This window comes from Sphingomonas epibiotica (assembly GCF_039615155.1).
Lineage (GTDB): Bacteria > Pseudomonadota > Alphaproteobacteria > Sphingomonadales > Sphingomonadaceae > Sphingomonas.
In genome coordinates this window covers 119,599-134,362 of record NZ_JBDGHY010000008.1, presented here as the reverse complement: position 1 = coordinate 134,362, position 14,764 = coordinate 119,599, and the positions used below count along the sequence as shown (strand labels likewise).

At 66.4% G+C, this 14,764-nt stretch carries 18 protein-coding genes and 1 tRNA gene; 9 read left to right on the top strand and 10 right to left on the bottom strand.

Annotated elements, in window-relative coordinates; all coding sequences use genetic code 11:
- Positions 1–112: 112 nt before the first annotated feature.
- Positions 113–847: a MauE/DoxX family redox-associated membrane protein gene (locus tag AAIO73_RS16425; protein WP_345879391.1), complete on the bottom strand. Its 735-nt coding sequence runs from the start codon at positions 845–847 to the stop codon at positions 113–115.
- 295 nt (positions 848–1,142) lie between these two features.
- A complete protein-coding gene (gene ppc, locus AAIO73_RS16420) occupies positions 1,143–3,818 on the bottom strand; it encodes a phosphoenolpyruvate carboxylase (RefSeq protein WP_345879390.1) in 2,676 nt (891 codons plus the stop codon).
- A gap of 129 nt (positions 3,819–3,947) precedes the next feature.
- Here ppc and AAIO73_RS16415 point away from each other — a divergent pair, with 129 nt between their 5' ends.
- Entirely contained in the window at positions 3,948–4,391 is a 444-nt protein-coding gene (locus tag AAIO73_RS16415) for a hypothetical protein (RefSeq protein ID WP_345879389.1), read from the top strand.
- Positions 4,392–4,494: 103 nt separating this feature from the next.
- On the opposite strand, the gene AAIO73_RS16410 is transcribed toward AAIO73_RS16415, so the two are convergent.
- Entirely contained in the window at positions 4,495–5,175 is a 681-nt protein-coding gene (locus AAIO73_RS16410) for an HAD family hydrolase (protein ID WP_345879387.1), read from the bottom strand.
- 56 nt (positions 5,176–5,231) lie between these two features.
- On the opposite strand from AAIO73_RS16410, the gene AAIO73_RS16405 reads away from it, so the two are divergent.
- From AAIO73_RS16405 to AAIO73_RS16385, 5 genes are read left to right on the top strand one after another with little or no spacing between them, the layout of a single operon-like run.
- Positions 5,232–6,341 carry an ABC transporter permease gene (locus tag AAIO73_RS16405; RefSeq protein WP_345879385.1) on the top strand — a complete coding sequence of 370 codons (1,110 nt, stop codon included), beginning with the start codon at positions 5,232–5,234 and terminating at the stop codon, positions 6,339–6,341.
- Complete coding sequence (locus AAIO73_RS16400; RefSeq protein ID WP_345879383.1) at positions 6,338–7,183, top strand: ABC transporter ATP-binding protein; 846 nt, start codon at positions 6,338–6,340, stop codon at positions 7,181–7,183. Before AAIO73_RS16405 ends, AAIO73_RS16400 begins: the two co-directional genes overlap by 4 nt.
- The gene (locus tag AAIO73_RS16395; RefSeq protein ID WP_056453616.1) at positions 7,183–8,148 is read left to right on the top strand and encodes an MlaD family protein; all 966 of its coding nucleotides are present in this window, start codon (positions 7,183–7,185) and stop codon (positions 8,146–8,148) included. The genes AAIO73_RS16400 and AAIO73_RS16395 overlap by 1 nt, the downstream gene beginning before the upstream one ends.
- Positions 8,149–8,171: 23 nt before the next feature.
- On the top strand, positions 8,172–8,750 hold the full coding sequence (locus AAIO73_RS16390) for an ABC-type transport auxiliary lipoprotein family protein (protein WP_345879380.1): 579 nt from the start codon (positions 8,172–8,174) through the stop codon (positions 8,748–8,750).
- Positions 8,751–8,762: 12 nt separating this feature from the next.
- Positions 8,763–9,377, top strand: a complete 615-nt coding sequence (locus AAIO73_RS16385) for a LysE family translocator (RefSeq protein WP_345879379.1) — start codon at positions 8,763–8,765, stop codon at positions 9,375–9,377.
- Between the two features lie 3 nt (positions 9,378–9,380).
- Here AAIO73_RS16385 and AAIO73_RS16380 read toward each other — a convergent pair whose 3' ends face one another.
- Positions 9,381–10,244, bottom strand: a complete 864-nt coding sequence (locus tag AAIO73_RS16380) for a peptidylprolyl isomerase (RefSeq protein ID WP_345879377.1) — start codon at positions 10,242–10,244, stop codon at positions 9,381–9,383.
- A 92-nt stretch (positions 10,245–10,336) separates the two neighbouring features.
- Between AAIO73_RS16380 and AAIO73_RS16375 the strand changes: the two genes are divergently transcribed.
- The 3 genes from AAIO73_RS16375 to AAIO73_RS16365 all read left to right on the top strand — a co-directional run bounded on the left by AAIO73_RS16375 (position 10,337) and on the right by AAIO73_RS16365 (position 12,317).
- A tRNA-Ser gene (locus AAIO73_RS16375) sits at positions 10,337–10,427 on the top strand.
- Between the two features lie 167 nt (positions 10,428–10,594).
- Positions 10,595–12,031, top strand: coding sequence for a tyrosine-type recombinase/integrase (locus AAIO73_RS16370; protein WP_345879375.1), 1,437 nt, complete (start codon positions 10,595–10,597; stop codon positions 12,029–12,031).
- A complete protein-coding gene (locus AAIO73_RS16365; RefSeq protein ID WP_345879373.1) occupies positions 12,015–12,317 on the top strand; it encodes a hypothetical protein in 303 nt (100 codons plus the stop codon). Before AAIO73_RS16370 ends, AAIO73_RS16365 begins: the two co-directional genes overlap by 17 nt.
- Here AAIO73_RS16365 and AAIO73_RS16360 read toward each other — a convergent pair.
- The 6 genes from AAIO73_RS16360 to AAIO73_RS16335 are packed head-to-tail and all read right to left on the bottom strand — an operon-like array spanning position 12,307 to position 14,756.
- On the bottom strand, positions 12,307–12,528 hold the full coding sequence (locus AAIO73_RS16360; protein ID WP_345879372.1) for a hypothetical protein: 222 nt from the start codon (positions 12,526–12,528) through the stop codon (positions 12,307–12,309). The genes AAIO73_RS16365 and AAIO73_RS16360 overlap by 11 nt on opposite strands.
- 34 nt (positions 12,529–12,562) lie before the next feature.
- Entirely contained in the window at positions 12,563–13,684 is a 1,122-nt protein-coding gene (locus AAIO73_RS16355; protein ID WP_345879371.1) for a hypothetical protein, read from the bottom strand.
- A complete protein-coding gene (locus AAIO73_RS16350) occupies positions 13,681–13,989 on the bottom strand; it encodes a hypothetical protein (protein ID WP_345879370.1) in 309 nt (102 codons plus the stop codon). The genes AAIO73_RS16355 and AAIO73_RS16350 overlap by 4 nt, the downstream gene beginning before the upstream one ends.
- Positions 13,982–14,323 carry a hypothetical protein gene (locus AAIO73_RS16345; RefSeq protein ID WP_345879367.1) on the bottom strand — a complete coding sequence of 114 codons (342 nt, stop codon included), beginning with the start codon at positions 14,321–14,323 and terminating at the stop codon, positions 13,982–13,984. Before AAIO73_RS16345 ends, AAIO73_RS16350 begins: the two co-directional genes overlap by 8 nt.
- On the bottom strand, positions 14,320–14,535 hold the full coding sequence (locus AAIO73_RS16340) for a helix-turn-helix transcriptional regulator (RefSeq protein ID WP_345879365.1): 216 nt from the start codon (positions 14,533–14,535) through the stop codon (positions 14,320–14,322). The genes AAIO73_RS16345 and AAIO73_RS16340 overlap by 4 nt, the downstream gene beginning before the upstream one ends.
- Complete coding sequence (locus AAIO73_RS16335) at positions 14,532–14,756, bottom strand: hypothetical protein (protein WP_345879364.1); 225 nt, start codon at positions 14,754–14,756, stop codon at positions 14,532–14,534. The genes AAIO73_RS16340 and AAIO73_RS16335 overlap by 4 nt, the downstream gene beginning before the upstream one ends.
- Positions 14,757–14,764 lie beyond the last annotated feature (8 nt).

Genomic DNA, 14,764 nt, shown 5'->3' with positions numbered 1-14,764 from the left:
CTTGTCGAAGACCCCCGTATCGAAGCACCCGCCACCAACGGTCCTTCGATACGCCATTTCGACAGGCTCAATGGCTACTCAGGACGAACGGGTCGGGGTCAGATCATTCGACCTAAACCCGAACCAGCATCCACAGCGCCATCGCCACCATCAGCAGATTCTCGGTCAGCGACACGAAGCCCAGCGGCACGTTGCTGTTCCCGCCGACACACGCGCATTTGAGCGAGCGTTTGTCGATATAGACCGCCTTGACCACCGACACCGCGCCGACCGTCCCGATCACCAGCGCGACCGGAATCGCGATCCACAGCAACGCGCCGGCGATCATCAGCACCCCCGCCAGCCCCTCCGCCCATGGATAGACCCATGCATAGCGCACCACCCGCTGCGCGAGCAGGTCGTACCCTAGAAAGCCATTGGCGAAGCCGTCGATATCGCGCAGCTTCTGTAACGACAGCAGACACATGGCAATGCCGACGAACCATTCGCCCGCCCGCATGGTCAGCGCGTCGCCGAACGCCGAATAGCTTGCCGCCAGCGCGATCGCCGCCGCCATGCCAAAGATCGCCAGGACCGGGGCATAGGTCGTCGCCTTGGGATCGCGGACCTTCAGCCCGAAATGGCGGCGCAGATCGTCATGCCCGCCGATCCGCTGTCCGTCGATGAAGGTCTGCGGCGTGGTCTTGACGCCATGCTCGGCCTTGAACGCATCGACCTCGGCGCGCGTCGTCAGATGCCGGTCGTCGACCGTAAATCCATGCCGCCGCAACAGATCGAGCGCCCGCCGCCCGAACGGGCAGACATGGTCGGGCATCACCATGCGGTAGAGGGTAGCGGTCCTGGCCATCGCGACTCCTTTCGCCCGCTATATGGGGAGGCGCAGCGGCGCCTGCACGTCCGGCTTTCCTACAGCGGGGACGAATGCCATGCTCGGCAGGCTCTTTGACATGGTTTGGCTGGCGGGACGTCGCCGACGACAACCGCGCCCCGCTCAGGCGGGGGTCCAGTGCCAAGCAAAATAAGGGTCTGCGCCCTGGCCCTGGGTCCCCGCCTTCGCGGGGACACGACGCGGCGGAGGTACGGACTGGCAGAAATCGACCGCGCACAAACCGCGCACGAGTGTGAACTTCGTGAACTTTGGCCTAGCCGCTGTTGCGCAGCGCGGTCGCGATCGCGTTGATCGACAACAGGATTCCCTCGCCGATCCGCGCATCGGCCTCGCCTGCGCGGTGCCGCTTGAGCAGTTCGATCTGCAGCAGGTTCAGCGGCTCGATATAGGGCGTGCGCAACCGGATCGATGCTTCGAGCGCCGGGCTCTTCTCCAGCAACCGTGTCTGGCGGGTGACCGACAACAGCCCGTCATGCGTCGCCTGCCAGCCATCGCGGATCCGGCCAAAGATCGCCTCAGACAGCGCCTTGTCCTCGACAAGGCCAGCGTAGCGCGCCGCGACGTCCATGTCGGACTTGGCGAGCACCATCTCCATATTGGCCAGCGTCGCGGCGAACAGCGGCCATGCGCTCGCCATTTCGCGCAGCAAGCCCTTGTCCTCGAAGGATTGCAGCGCCGCGCCGACTCCGTACCAGCCCGGCAGCATGATCCGCGCCTGCGCCCAGCTGAACACCCACGGGATCGCACGCAAATCCTCGATCGCATCGGACTTCTTCCGGCTGGCCGGACGCGACCCGATCTTGAGGCCCGCGATCTCGGCGATCGGGGTCGCCTGTCGGAAGAAGGTGGTGAAGCCGTCGGTGCCGTAGACGAGACCACGATAGGTCTTGAACGCCGTATCCGACAGCGCGTCCATCGCCGCCGCGAAGCGCGCCGCATCGGCCGGGTTCAGCGAATCGGGTTCGAGGCTGGCGAGCAGCGTCGCCGACGTCATCGCCTCCAGATTCGTCACCGCACTGTCGCGCGTGCCGTATTTGGCCGCGATCACCTCGCCCTGTTCGGTGATGCGGATGCGACCCTGCACCGTGTCGTGCGGCTGCGCGCGGATCGCGGCGAAGGACGATCCGCCGCCACGCCCGACGGCGCCACCGCGGCCGTGGAACAGTTGCATGCCGATGCCGGCCTCTTCGAACACCGGCGCCAGCGCCGTCGACCCCTTCGACAATTGCCAGGTCGAGGTGAGGTAGCCGCCATCCTTGTTCGAATCGGAATAGCCGATCATCACTTCCTGATGGCCGCGCGCCTGCGCAATGGCAGCTACTTCGGGCAGCGCCAGCCAGCGGGTCATGATCGCGGGCGCGGCCTCCAGATCGGCGACGGTCTCGAACAGCGGGATCGCCATGATATGCGCCTGCGGCGGCTCGCCCGGCACGTACAGCCCCGATTCCTTGAGCAGCAGATGCACTTCGAGCAGGTCGGACACCGACTGTGCCATCGACACGATATAGTGGCGGATGCATTCGCGGCCGTAGCGGGCATGGGCGTCGGCGGCGGCGCGCAGGATCGCCAGTTCGGACGCGGTCTGCTCCGAATAATCAGCATAGGGGCTGGTCAGCGGGCGCGGGCTCTGCAGTTCGCGACGCAGCAGTTCGACCCGGGCATCCTCGTCCAGTGCCTTATAGTCGGCCTCGACCCCGGCGACCTTGAGCAGCTCGGCGACGACGCTTTCATGGATCACGCTGTTCTGGCGCATATCGAGCGTGGCGAGGTGGAAGCCGAAGGTCTCGACCGCGCGGATCAGCCGCCCGAGCGCGCCGCCGGTCGACAGCGGGCCATTGCCCTCCTGCACCAGCCCGCGCGCAAGGGTCGCGAGATCGGCACGGAACGCCGCCGGATCGGCATAGGGTTCGCCGGTCAGGTTGCCGGGGCGCGGTGCCACCTTGCCGGTCAGCTTCTGGTGCGTGGCGGCAAGACGCGCATAGATGCCACTGATCGCCCGACGGAACGGTTCGTCGGCGCGGCTCGGCGCATTGTCGCCGCTCCGCTCGGCCAGCGCCGCGATCGCTTCGTCGACCGCGACATGCTCGGTCGAGATCGAGAGTTCGGCGCCGAGGCTGTGGAGCTGGTCGAGATAATAGCCGAGCACCGCCTCTGCCGCTTTCGCCAGCGCCAGCCGCATCGCGTCGGCATCGACGAACGGATTGCCGTCGCGGTCGCCGCCGATCCAGCTACCGGGTTTCAGGAACGAAGGCGGCCGCTGCCCCAATACCCGCTCCCACCGCGCATAGAGCGCAGGCAGCGTCGGCAGGAACACGTCGCGCAGATAGCTCAAAGCCGTCTCGACCTCGTCGGCCACGTACAGCCGCTCGCGACGCAGGACGCGGGTCTGCCACAACAACGCGATCTGACGCAGGATCGCCTCGTCGACGCGATCGCCTTCGGGCGTTTCCTCGGCGCCCTGATCCTTGAGCAGCATCAGGTCGGCAATGCGGTTCTTGTGGTCGATCATCGACTTGCGGCGCACCTCGGTCGGGTGCGCGGTCAGCACCGGCGCGATCAGCGCATGGTCGAGCAGCGCCAGCACCGCGTCGCGGCCGATCCCTTCGCCCTTGAGCTTCTCGATCGCGGTGGCGACGTCGGCGCCCGGTTCGGCGGCGATGCCCTGCCGGTCCTCGGCCAGATTGGCGAGCATCGAGAACATCATGAACCCGCGGACGAAGGCGATGGTGTCGTCGAGGCTGAGGCTGTCGAGCCCAAGGTCGATCGTATCGGCCCCCGCCACCCCGCGATGCCGGTCGACCGAGGTCGATCGAATATGCTCGATCCGCTTGAACAGCGCCTCCCCGCCATAGGTGCGGATGACGTCACCGAGCAGCCGGCCAAGAAAGCGGATGTCGGGATTGTTCGTGATCGGGGGCAGAGTCGTCATGGGCACACTTGCTGCAATGCGGCAGGATGCGGGTCAAGGCACGATGAGTGACATGGCGCAAAGATCGCCCATCGCGTACAGCGGCGCCGCTGCAATCGATCCGCGGCGGACCGTTCGAAGGAAATACCGATGACGACGCCAGTTACCCTGTGGTGGCAGATGTGGACCGATGCCGCGCAGACCGGGCTGCGCCTGTGGGAGACGATGGCCGCTTCTGCCGTCGTCATCGACCGGCGCATGCCGATGATCGATGCCGGGATGCGCAATCCATGGACCGCCGATCATGTCGAACTGACCGGCATGGTCACCGAAAAAACCCAAGCCTTCTCGAAGGCGGGCGACTCGCTGGCGAAGGACATGGCGGCGATGCAGGGGCTGTGGATGCAGGCGTTGCAGGACGCATGGTCGCTCAGCACCGCCGGGCGGATGCCGTCCGCCCGCCGGATCGCCGCCGGACAGGACCGGGCGATGCGGCTGACCGCGGGCATGATCGGCGCGGGAGGGCGGGCGCTGACCCCGATCCATGCCAAGGCAACCGCCAACGCCAAGCGGCTTGGCAGCTCGAAAAGATAGTCCGTACGCAATCGGCGTTGAACCGTTCGCCGCGCGTAACGTTTATCCCGGCGAACCGTCTTTCAGGACCTCCGCCGTCATCTTGACCCAGCCCGCCCCCGCGTCAGTCGCGCCAGTCGAGCACCGGCCAGCCCTTCTTGCGTGCCAGCGCCTTCAATGGGGCATGGGCGTTGACCGGAAACGGTTCGTCGGCCCAATCGAACACCGGCGCGTCGGAAACATGGTCGCTATAGAATCGCACCGCGACGTCGCCGCGCGCGATCCCCTGTTCGGCGGCCCATGCCTCGATCGCGCGCAACTTGGCCGCGCCATAGCAATTCTCGCCATCGATCCGCGCCAGCACATTGCCGCCGCCCTCTTCGGCGCAATTGGTCGCGATGACCGCATCGAAACCGAGCAGCGCGGCGATCTCCTGTGCATAGAATCGATAGGATGCGGTGGCGAGCACCAGCATCCGCCCCTCGGCCCGGTCGGCCTCGATCCGCGCGCGGGCGCCGTCGAGCAACCCGGTGGCGACCGTCGCCCGGGCAAAGGCGCGCGCCGTATCGGCGAGCCGCTCGCCCGGCACCGCACGGCCCAGTACCAGCCGGTGGGTCATCTCCTTCAACCGGTCGCGGCCATAGAAGCGGAGGACATAGCCGGTGACGGCGATCCCCGCGATCGGCAGCAGCCACAAAGCCCCCCGCCCCCGTTCCTTCAGCGCGTGGCGGAGGAACGGCGTCCACGTCGCGACGCGGGTGATGGTCTTGTCCATGTCATAGATGGCGAGATCGCGGTGGCGCATGCAAAAGGCGCGTACCACCTTGCCGCGACGCGGCAAATCGCCGATGGATGGTGGCGATGAGCGCTTCCGCCGATTTTTCGCACGACCGGGCCGATGGCGGCGACGTGCTGCGCTTTACCGGGAATTTGTCGCTCGCCCATGTCGGCGACCTGCCCGAACGGCTGGGCGCGTTCGACGGCCGGGTGAGTCGCATCGACCTGTCGCAGGTCGATCGCATCGATACGGTCGGCGCATGGCTGGTCCATCGCTTCGCCCGCGACCGCGACGTTGCGATCGAAGGGCTGAACGACGACAGCCGGCATCTGTTCGATCAGGTCGCGGCCGCCGACGATCCCGTCGTCCGCAAGGAAAAGGCGCTCAGCCCACCGCTGCGCGTACTCGAGGAAATCGGCGACGCGGTCAGCGGCAGCGCCCGGCAGTTGCTCGGCCTGCTCGGCTTCATGGGCGCGACCGTCCTCGCCTTCCTGAACGTGCTGCGCCATCCCAAGCGCTTCCGCTTCAACGCGACGGTCCAGCGCTTCGAGGTCGTCGGCGTTTCGGCGCTCGGCATCATCGGGCTGATGAGTTTCCTGATCGGCATGGTCATCGCGCAGCAGGGCGCGGTGCAGCTGCGGCAGTTCGGTGCGGAGGTGTTCACGATCAACCTGATCGGGCGTCTGACCTTCCGCGAACTGGGCGTGCTGATGACCGCGATCATGGTCGCGGGGCGCTCCGGTTCGGCCTTCGCCGCGCAGCTCGGCACGATGAAGCTGACCGAGGAGATCGACGCGATGCGCACCATCGGTGTATCGCCGATGGAGGCGCTGGTCCTGCCGCGCGTGATCGCCGCGATCGTGATGATGCTGCTGCTCGGCTTCTATGCCTCGATCATCGCGATCATCGGGGGCGGCCTGCTCAGTTGGGCACAGCTCGGCATCCCGCCGATCACCTTCGTCACACGCATCCGCGAAGTCGTGCCGATCACCGACCTCTATATCGGACTCATCAAGGCCCCGGTCTTTGGCGCGATCATCGGCATATCGGGCTGTTTCCACGGCATGCAGGTCGAAAGCGACGCCGAACAGGTCGGCGGTCGCACCACCGCAGCCGTGGTGCAGGCGATTTTCCTCGTGATCGTGCTCGATGCCTTCTTCGCCATCTTCTTCGCATGGATCGGCTGGATATGAGCGACAACGACGCCATCATCCGCGTGCGCGGCCTGAAGAACCAGTTCGGCGATCAGGTCATTCACGACAATCTCGACCTCGACGTGCGGCGGGGCGAGATTCTCGGCGTGGTCGGCGGCTCGGGCACCGGCAAGTCGGTGCTGATGCGCTCGATCATCGGCCTCCAGACGCCTGCCGTCGGCACGATCGAGGTCTTCGGCGAGAACACGATCGGCCGCGAGGAAACCGAGGCGACCGAGATCCGCAAGAAATGGGGCGTGCTGTTCCAGGGTGGCGCGCTGTTCTCGACGCTTACCGTGGCCGAAAACGTGCAGGTGCCGCTGAAGGAATTCTACCCGAAGCTCAAGCCCGCACTGCTCGACGAGATTGCAGGGTACAAGGTCGTGATGACCGGCCTGCCTGCCAATGCCGGGCCGAAATATCCCTCCGAACTGTCGGGCGGCATGAAGAAGCGTGCCGGCCTCGCCCGCGCACTCGCGCTCGACCCGCAGCTGCTGTTCCTCGACGAACCCACCGCCGGGCTCGACCCGATCGGTGCGGCGGCGTTCGACGACCTGACCGCCTCGCTGCAGAAGACGCTGGGGCTGACCGTCTTCATCATCACCCACGACCTCGACACGCTGTACGCCATTTGCGACCGCGTGGCGGTGCTGGCCGACAAGAAGGTCATCGCCGTCGGCACGATCGACGAACTGCTCGCGCTGGACCATCCATGGATCCAGGAATATTTCAACGGACCCCGTGGCCGCGCCGCGACCGATGCGCAGGAACGCATCGCCGCCCGTGACCACGACCGCGACGCCGGCGTAGAACCGGCCTCGCTGCAAGCCCAGAGGCGCTGATGGAAACCCGGTCGAACCATGTCCTTGTCGGCGCGGTGGTGCTGATCCTGCTGGTCATGCTGGCGCTGTTCACCGTGTGGCTGGCCCGCGTCGGCGGCGGCCGTGAAAAGGAATATGACGTCTTCTTCAAACAGGCCGTCGATGGCCTGGCCAAGGGGTCGCCGGTATCCTTTTCAGGTGTGCCGTCGGGGCAGGTCGAGGATATCGCGTTGTGGCCGAAGGACCCGCAATTCGTCCGCGTCCGTATCAAGGTAAAGGACGAGACCCCGGTCCTGCTCGGCACCACCGCGACGATCGTCGGCAGCTTCACCGGCGTTTCGACGATCACGCTCGACGGCGCGGTCAAGGGTGCGCCGCCGATCACCTGCCCGGAAACCAACGCCGAACAGTCGTGCCCGATGGGCGTGCCGGTCATCCCGCCCAAGGCGGGCGGCGTCGCTGCACTGCTCAGCTCAGCACCGCAATTGCTCGAACGCGTCACGACGCTGACCGAGCGGCTGGCCGACGTCCTGTCCGACCGCAACCAGAATTCGATCGCCGCGATCCTCGACAGCACCAACCGGCTGACCGACGCGCTGGCCGATCGCGGCCCCGAAATTGCCGCGACACTGGCCGAGACGCGGGTTGCGATCCAGCGTGCCGGCATCGCGTCGCAGCAGATCGGCGAACTGGCCGCGACGACCAACGGCGTGCTGGCCAATGATATCCAGCCGACGATCCAGCAACTCAACCGCACCATCGCCAGCGCGCAGAAGAGCGCCGATACGCTGAACGAAGCGATCGGCGATGCGAAGCCGGGGCTGCAGGCGTTCAGCAAGCAAACCATCCCCCAGGTCAACCAGTTGGTCGGCGACCTGCGCGCGATGACCGGTGCGCTCGCCTCGGTCGCGGAAAAGGTCGATCAGGGCGGCGCGACCGCATTGGTCGGCCGCTCGAAGCTGCCCGACTACGACCCCAAGAAGTGACGCGGAAGACGAGGATGCGCCCCATGAAGAAGCTGTCGGTTCTGCTGCTCCTGCCGCTCGCCGGGTGCATCCGCTTCGGTGCCGAACCGCCGCCCGCGCTGCTGACGCTGGCCCCCGCCGCCCCGATCGCGGCGGGCGCGACGCAAAGCTCGGCGCAGGCGCGTTCGATCACCGTGCAGGTGCCCGTCGTGCCGCAGGAACTGGCGGTGACCCGCGTGCCGGTGCAGTCGAGCGCGACCAGCATCGCCTATGTCAAGGAAGCGCAATGGGTCGAACCGCCCGCGCGCCTCTTCGCCCGGCTGCTGTCGGATACGTTGACGACGCGCGCGAACATGGTCGTGCTCAGCACGCGGCAGGGCTTTGCCGATCCTGGTGCCCAGTTGACCGGTGAGTTGCGCGAATTCGGCATCGACGCCGGTCGCAGCGAAGCGGTGGTGGTCTATGACGCGACCTTGCAACGCGCCGGATCGACCGCCTTCGAGAAGCGCCGCTTCGAAGCCCGCGCACCCGTCGCCACGATCGACGCGAACAGCGTCGGTCCGGCGATCAATCAGGCTGCGAACAACGTCGCCACCGCCGTCGCCGACTGGGTCCGGGGCTGATCCCGCACCGCCATGGCGCTGCATAGCTGGCTGTTGTTCGTCGCGGCAGTGGTCGTGCTGTGTGGCACGCCCGGGCCGAACATGCTGCACGTCCTGACGCGTAGCGTTGCGCTGGGATGGCGCGGCAGCCTGCCGGCGATGGCGGGTTGCCTGACCGCGTTGATCGGGGTGCTTGCGGCATCGGCGGCGGGATTGGCGGCGCTGCTGACGGCGGTACCCGGCCTCTTCGACGTACTGCGCTATGCCGGTGCCGCCTATCTGACGTGGCTGGGTTTGCGCGCGATCACTGCGCGATCGGCACCGATCGACGTCGCCGCCGACGCCATTCCGTCGCGCCACCTGTTCCGCGGCGGCTTTCTGGTAGGGATCAGCAATCCCAAACTCTTGCTGTTCGCGACCGCCTTCCTTCCGCAATTCGTCGATCCAGATGGCTCGCAGCCGGTGCAGTTCGCGATCCTTGTCGCGACCTTCGCGCTGGTCGAATGCCTGTGGTACGCCGCCTATGCGATCGGCGGCCGGTCGGTCGCCCGCCATTTGACCCGCCCGCGCGTCCGCCGCTGGTTCGACCGCGCGACCGGCGGTATCTTCATCGGCTTTGGCGCGGCGCTGCTCGTCCCGCGCGTCTGACGCCTATTTGGTCGGGGTGCGCCGGACTGGCGGCATGGCGTTACATATATCCGCGCCGCCCGCCGGCACTTCGAAAAAGGGCGGCTCACGATTCTCGCGGCCCTTCACCCATGCGGCATATCGGGCATTGTCTGCCGCCCGCACCTGGAAATGCGGTCGCTCAGCCGCCGGGATTTCGCTCGCCAGCCGTACCGACACGATCGGCGTGGGCGTCTGATCGGGCGCGTAGAAGCCCATCGTGCCGGTGCCGCGCGGCAGCGACGACAGATATTCGATCCCTTCGACCACCCGCCCGACCAGCGCGATGTTGCGGTCGAGATGGCGTGGGCCATGGCCGATTACCGCGTAGAGTTCGGCGCCACTGCCGGTGCTCGGCGCCATGTCGCGCCCGACGCCGACCATCGCATAGCAGTGGGTCAGCCATGCGCCCTTGCCGTCGCTCGCCACCGGCCAGCCATCGGCGCTGTGCCCGCTCTTCGCTGCATAGGGATCGCGCCGCGTCATCTGCGTGACTGCGTCATAGCGTCTCGTGACATATTCGGCTGGCGGATTGGCGACGACTCCGGCCGGCAACGGCTTCTTCTCGGTCACGTCGCCCCATTGCGCGACGTAATTGTCCTGCACCCGGTAGACCGAACTGCCGTCCCACCAATGCGCGCGTGCCAGCTTGCGCAGATTGTCGACATGGACAGGCGCATAGCGCGGCGCCAGCCGGATCACGACCCGCCTGTCCCCCGCCAGCGTCATGACCAGCAATTCGTCGTCGGGGATCGCCCGCCAGTCGCTCTCGCTCGGATCGGCTGGGGTCGGCGGAGTGGCGGGAGCAGCGGCCTGAAGCAGCGCCGCGATCAGCGAGACGAAGTGCATGTGCCCCATCCTGCCACGCACCCTATCGCCCCCGCAACTCCCGCTTGCACGAAACCCCGCCGCGCCCTAGGGAACCCACCTTCCGGCAATGCGGAGCGGTGGCCGAGTGGTCGAAGGCGCTCGCCTGGAAAGTGAGTATACGGCCAAACCGTATCGAGGGTTCGAATCCCTCCCGCTCCGCCAACACGCCGTGCCACGGCGTCCATATCCTTCCACAACGTATGGAAACGTGACGAATTGTCCCTCATAGAGGCGGGACAAATGGTCACACTCGTCCACTCGCGTCCACCCGATACCATGGCATGGCACATGGTATGGAACGTCGGCGCCATGGTATGGAGCTCACAGCCATGGCGCTGAACGATGCCAAGGTGAAAGCGGCGAAGCCGCGCGATGCCGCATACAAGCTGACCGATTCCGGACAGCTCTATCTCCACGTCACACCCGCCGGCGGAAAGCACTGGCGGATGAACTATACCTTCGGCCGGTCCGCCTCGGGCAAACCGGCGCAGAAGACGCTGACGATCGGCGCCTATCCGATCGTGTCGTTGGGCGAGGCGCGCGAGGCGCGCGACCAGGCCAAGCGCGTTCTGATGGAGGGGCGCGACCCGGCGTTGGCGAAGAAGGAGAAGCGCGCCGTCCGATCGGCCGCGGCCATCAATACGTTCCAGGTCGTCGGCGATCGCTGGTTCGAGAAGAAGAGCGGCTGGTCGCTGGCGAAGCGCGACGCATGGTATGAGCAACATGGATCGGCCCGAGTACGCGACGCGCACAACTGGTCGTCGCCGAACGCCGGCTGGTCGGCCGTCCATAGCGACGACGTCCTGAAGTCGCTTCGACGCGATGCCTATCCGGCGATCGGCAAGATGCCGATGGTTGATATAGACACCGCGCGGATCCTCGAGCTGCTGCATGCCGTCGAGCGGCGCGGCGCGATCGAGACCGCCCTGCGGCTGCGCCAGCGGATCTCCGACATCTTCACCTTCGGGATCGCGGCCGGGATCTGCTCAGTCGATCCGGCGCCGGTTTCACTGACCAAGGTGCTGGCGACGAAGCCGAAGGCGAAAAAGCAGCCGTCGATCATCGACGGCACCCAGGACAACGACGAGCGCGTGCGCCGCGTCCGCGAGCTGCTGAAGAAATGCGAGGCGAAGCGCACCCGCGCCGGCACGAAGTTCGCCCTGCGCCTGCTGGCGCTGACGGCGGTCCGCCCGGGTGAAATCGCCGGCGCGCGCTGGGACGAGCTCGAGGACCTCGACGGTCCGGCTCCGCTATGGCGCATCCCGTCCGCCCGCATGAAGGGCGACAAGGATCGCAAGGAAGAGGCCGGCGGCGATCACTTGGTCCCACTGTCCCGCCAGGCGGTAGAGGTCCTGAAGGCGCTCGAGCAGGTCAGCGGCCGGTATGCGCTGCTGTTCCCGTCAGAGCGGCACTCGCATCGACCGATCTCCGAAAACACCCTGCGCGCGCTGCTGATCCGTGCTGGCTATTATCAGACGCACGTCCCGCACGGTTTCCGCGCGGCCTTCAGCACGATCATGAACGAGCTGCCCGATCGGCAGGATGGCGATCGGGCCGTCGTCGACCTGATGCTGGCGCACGTCCCCAAGGACAAGGTCGAGGCGGCTTATAACCGCGCCGCATATATGCCGCGCCGGCGCGAGCTGGCGCAGGAATGGGCGGACCTGCTGATCGTCGACCTCGACCCGCCGGCGTCGCAGCTGGGGCGGCCGGTGCGCTACGCTGCGACCGGCCCCGGGGAGGCGGACGATGCGTCGGAAGGGTGAACGGCCGATCGTCACGCCGCCCGAGCCATGGACGGAGGCCCATCCGATCGCCCGCGCGATGCGGGAGGGCGACGGGTGGCTGTATGCGTGGCTGCGCCAGCGGACAACGCCCATGCATGTGATCGAGCGGAAAGCGAAGATCGGTCGCGCTCGGCTGGACGACCTATGGCGTGGCGCCGAACCGACCGAAGAAGAGATCGAGCGCCTGGCCGCCTTGTGGAAGCAACCGCCCGAGGCCCTGGCCGCGTCGATCGCCTATGAGCGCGCTCTTCGTGCTATCGAGTAAGATCGTCCGGTAGCGGACCTGAGAGATCGAGCCGCTTGACCGGTACGACCTGCGCTCCGCGCTTGGCCGCTTCGATAACCAGCCGCAGGTCGTCGACGGTCAAGTCCATATCGCCGTCGATAAGTTCACCGTCGGGATAGGTCCCGGCAAACTCTTCGACGCGGGCGATCGCCGTGTTCAGGCGGATGGTGTCGTCGGTTGTGTGATCCATAGGTCGGTGCTCCGGTTGTCGCGCGCACTCTGCCCTATTGAGGCGGCCGGTCAACGATCGCCGGGATGCGATCGATCAACGCTTTCCCGTTCTCGAACGCCTCTCGATAGCTTCGGGCAGCAGGTTCGCGGGCCGACCACAACGCGTCGAGGACTGCGCCCAGAACAGCGCCTGCTTCGCGCTCGTTCTTTCGGCGACTATGCAGCCACTTGCCCTTAAGCACGTCCAGGGCGCCTACTGCGTCGGCCATCGCGCTCCGCCATACGGCCTGGCACTCACGATCGACCTCGGCTCCCCGCGGGTAGCCGAGGCCATGACGGCGTGCATTGGCTTCTACATGGACGCCAAGGCAGTCGTCGAACGGGTCTGGCTCTTGATCCTCGGCAGACGCGGAGGCGGGTTTCTCGTCGCCGGTTATATCGCCGTACCCGCGCCCATCGTCCCAAAGGACGCCGATGCCTCCGCATTCGCTGCACCCGCCGCCGGGCTGGCAGCGGAACACCGGGTCAAAGGGATAGTCTCGCTCGGAAACGTACCCGTCGACACCCTCCTGACAGCCCGAACAGGCGCGCCAGAAGCCGTCGCCTTCGTCCATCAATTCTTTGATCCGTCGGGCGGTACGGCCCCGATCCAGCTTGCCGGCAGGCGCGGAAGCAGGTTTGCGCAATTCGTCGAGAATGTAATCGCGATCGAACCCTCCGGTCCCGCGTGCGAACCCGCCCGCAATTGACGGATAGTGCGCCTTAAGCGTTTCAAGCACGTCGAATAGCGATGATTCGTAGTCGATCCCGGCAGGCTCGGGGGCGCGCGCAGCGTCTGCGTAGGCCAACGCCGTCATCCAGTCGGCGCTTTCGAGGAAATCGCTATCCCCCAACCGCGAGCGCCAATCGAATTTGCCACCGGTCATGATATCGATGATGCGGCCCGCAGCTAGGGTGCGCTCCACCGTCACCGCCGCATCGGCCGAGAGGCGGCGATAAACTCGATGCGATGTATAGTTCGGATCAGGCGCCGACCAGCCGACGCAAACGGCCGGCACCCACGACCCATCGTCCCGCTGGCACTCGTCGGTAGCTAGTATCGTCTCGCCAGCGCGAAGCCGCCGGTAGCGTGGGTCCCAGCGCGGACCTGTTCCTGATGTGTAGGCGCCGCTCATTGCATCGATCCCGGCTGAGCGAACTGACGGCTGGCCACCTGCTCGGCAGCGTCAACCATTGCCGCCATCAGCTTTTTGACGAGACCTTCGGGGACAGCTGCGATCAGCATCTCACCGTCGGTATGAACGACGGAAACACATAGGACGGCGCCACCATTCGGTGCGGGTGACGCGCCGAACGCAATCGACGCTTCCCCCGCCTCCGGCGGCAGGACGAACCCAAACGGTCGAACGACCATAGCGGGGACGACGGTCATAACCGGCGTCGCGTCGAAATCGCCGCCACCGAGCTTCGGATCAGCCATTGGCCTGCCCTTCCTTACCGGTGACCGGACGGCCGCTGCGCTCCATTATATAGAACGTCCGGCCGGGATGCTTCGCGGCGAGCTGGTGCGCGGCGCGATGCGCCGAGCCGTGCGACTTGTGCTCGACCTTCGGTGGCGTATCGCCGTCGGGCGACCAGACGATCAGCGGCGGCCGGGCGGAACGCTGCTCCTTTGCCGGCTTCGTCGTCAGCTCGATCAAGCGTGCGGCTGCCGCGTCCAGCGCGATTGCAGAGGGTGCCGAGGCGCGCAGCGTGCCATAGGATGCTGCGCGTTCGGTGCAGTGGCGGATCAGGTCCGCGTCGGTGATCTTCATGCTGCCCTCCGCTGCGCCAGCTGCTGCGCGATCCAGTCCTGCACTTCGCGCTCGCTCCACCGGGTGGAGCACCCGCCGGCCTTGCATGCCTTGGGGAAGCTGCCTTCCCGCATCTTGCGATAGATCATCGACTTGCCGAGGCCGACGACGGCCTTGACGTCCTCTAGGGGCAGCAGCCGATCAGCCGCCTCGATGCGTCCCATGACGCTCATATCCAGCTCTCCACGATAACAGGGTCGTCGGTCGGTTCGCGACCGAGGTTGACCAGACCAGCGGGCAGCTGCTCGCGGACCTGGTCGAGATTGTCGGCGATCCGCAGATCGTCGGTCGGGCCGGCTTCCTCCGCCGGCATGATGACGTGCCGGCGCGCGACGTGCTGGCCGGGATAGTCGTTTGGGTTGGCGGTGATCGTCCAGATTGAAAGGGTGTCCACGGCTGGCT